Genomic DNA, 2818 nt, shown 5'->3' with positions numbered 1-2818 from the left:
AGAGACATGGGAAGGAAACATTGTAAAAAAACAGCATGTTACCTGACAACGCCTTAATGCGACAGAACCGTATAAAGTGCATATAACTATCCACGAGAGTTAATAATTATTGTCGCGAGAATGATTCTCTATCGTATTTGTATGGTGTAAGGTTGTCATGCCCGTTAGGGCATAGAGGCGACAGAGAATATGTTTGATTTAACTTATGTTGAAGGTCGCCGAGACGCGGCGCAGCCGCCCAGGTTTGATAGATTTCACCAATCCCCCCCTTTCGCCCTGCCAGACCATACCCACTATCAGCCATGATAGGCATCTGTGCGCCGTCGGAGTGGTCACGGTAAGGCCAGAGGCCGTAACCGTGGCGTATCTCCGCGTTAGCGCCTTTAGGCGCTTACGGGCGTGTACACAAACCTTTCCGCGACACTACTTACAGCAACTCAGCACCCACTAGTTACAACATCCATTGATAAAGCGACACCATTCCGGCCTCTGGCCGGGAGGGCGCCGCTTTGCAGTGGCTGGGTTTCGTGCTGTGGTTACAGATTTGCACGGGCGCATTGGTTGACTAGATGAATGCTGTAACTAAGTTGTGGGTGTTGGGGCCCGCCGCGTGCGGTGGGAGGCATTTCTTCTTTTGGCCAGTTTGCACTTTGTTGTTTTGGGGATGGTTTTTTGCCCGTAACAGAGAGGTACTTTAGAGTGCGCGCGTTAGCCGCAACGGAAAATACTCCCTTTTTAAAGGGCTTATTTTGTTCAGGAATAACGTTCGGAATTAATAATAAACAAGGTATAGGTTTCGAAGTTAATTTTACTGTTCGAAGTTAATGGTTTACCTCCGTGCAAAAGCAGCCCGAAAAATGACCGTTCGATATCAGATTTGGTGACAGGGGTGGGTTAACAGGCGGCGAGGAGGAAAATCAGAGGAGTGACAGCGGCGAACTGGCAAATTGCAGACACGGGAAAGCCCCGCGCAGCTGCCACGGTAGAGAAATGCTTCTTCAGGGATTTTTACAGCGCGCCGGCGCGCTCGAGCAGCAACCGGTAAAACGTTTCAGGGTCGCTGTGCCGAAGTCCGGGATGCGCCTGGCTCAGCGTCTGTTCAAGCGAATTAACCTGATGCGGCATCACCTTCGCACTGGTAGACCAGGCAATATATGCCTGATAGTACGGATTCTGACGCTTGGCCTTGGCTCTGGCCAGCGACCGGAGGTTACTGGCCGTACAGTCCAGAACTTCATCAAGACGTTCGTCATTCTGGCGACGCAGGGTCTCCAGCTCACCTTCCAGCATCGAGACTTTGGCCTGCTTCTCCGCCGTCAGGTCAGGACTCACTACCCAGCGTTTAATTTGCTTCAGCCGGTTACGCAACGAGTGCTTATCTTTGATGCTGATACCAATGCGCTCTATCCGCAGCAGGTGATGTTCGTATTTTCTGCGCAGGCTTTCGGTCAGGCCGTTTTTAATCGCCCACATTTTGAACTGCCCCAGCCACTGGCGGATTTCTTCGACCAGAATACCGCGCGACGTAAAGAATTTATCCGTCAGCCAGATGCGTAACGGCTTGTTCTGCCCGGTATCAGTGTCTCTATCACGATTGACGATGACGTAGCCCAGCTGCTCCATGACAGATAACCCTTCAAGCGCGCTGTCATAGGCTTTTCGCCCGTTGTTATAGACGTGCAATGTCCCCGTGGCCGCCGCTATTTGCTCAAACGGCAACATGATTTCAAAGTTGTAATCACTGTCGGGGTTATAGTCACAGTTAGCCGCCATCGCCATCGAAAGCACGGTCAAGGTTTCGCGTATCTCTGAACGGGCATGGATACGCATCGGTTTTGGGGCATAGTTGGGATCGTTGCGTTTTTTATAAGGCACGAGGCCGACGCGGCGCAGTGCAATCAATTCATTATTGCGACGCCAGTCATGACTCTTCAAGCGACCGACAACTTTAGAGGCCATTCCGCGTGGAACGGAACAGCACAACTCAGGCGCATAACGCCGGTGGATTTTGGGTTGGCCACGACGCAAGGCATTAGATTCGCCGCGACGGGTATTTTTAGGTTGCCCTGGTTCGACCAGTAGCGAGGTATGACCAGTTATCTGTTGCCTATTCACGCCTTCCCGCACTTACAATGCACAGAAGGAGTAGGCACGGAATGTATTGTACTTTTTTGGGCACGATACTATACTCCCCGCATAGAGGCACGCTTCTATGCGGTTTTAGTGGGACCCCGATTGATCTTTTCAGCCCGGCAAAGTTGAGGAAGATTATCGGGTCTTTTTGCTTTTCAGGTTTCGGGAAAAATCACCGAGACACCTGTTCCCTGCCACCTTACGGCGTGGCTAGCCTGTAAAAAGTCTTAACGATCCGTAATTTAGCACTCCCCTCCTAAAAGGGCAACACAAAGGTAATTCGCATTACTTTCTTGCTTCTTGTTCAATTAATTTTGACAAAAGCTCGCTCTGCGTAAGCCCGTTTTTGGCACATATGTCCAACAATAAGTCTTTAGTCTTCGGTTCAATAAAAACCTTCAGCTCTTTATGTGTCATGCGCTTACGTGCAATTGCATCACGTTGTTTTTCTGCGCCACTTAACGGATTACCCTTTCGGTATGGACGTTTCGTTCTTTCAGATACATTATCTGAATTTACTACCTGCGACATTTCAGCCCCCTCAAGGATCTGAGCAAGGATCGTTTCGCAAAGATTACTACAAAATCCGCAGGTTGGCAGTAAATGTTAAAACGGTTCTGTCGCATTAAGGCGTTGTCAGGTAACATGCTGTTTTTTTTTACAATGTTTCCTTCCCATGTCTCTG

The 2818-nt window shown here is 49.7% G+C and carries 2 protein-coding genes; both read right to left on the bottom strand.

Features of this window, described 5'->3' with window-relative positions; translation table 11 throughout:
* Window positions 1–1008: 1008 nt before the first annotated feature.
* Entirely contained in the window at window positions 1009–2115 is a 1107-nt protein-coding gene (locus J8X26_RS25665) for a Replication protein (protein WP_307803517.1), read from the bottom strand.
* A 303-nt stretch (window positions 2116–2418) separates the two neighbouring features.
* Window positions 2419–2664 carry a replication regulatory protein RepA gene (gene repA, locus J8X26_RS25660; protein ID WP_208952394.1) on the bottom strand — a complete coding sequence of 82 codons (246 nt, stop codon included), beginning with the start codon at window positions 2662–2664 and terminating at the stop codon, window positions 2419–2421.
* Between the last annotated feature and the right edge of the window lie 154 nt (window positions 2665–2818).

Origin of the sequence: Rahnella sp. ChDrAdgB13, assembly GCF_017655185.1 — a bacterium.
In the GTDB taxonomy this organism is placed as follows: domain Bacteria; phylum Pseudomonadota; class Gammaproteobacteria; order Enterobacterales; family Enterobacteriaceae; genus Rahnella; species Rahnella contaminans.
Note: the sequence above shows the minus strand (reverse complement) of the source record. Positions and strands in the feature narration are given on the sequence as shown.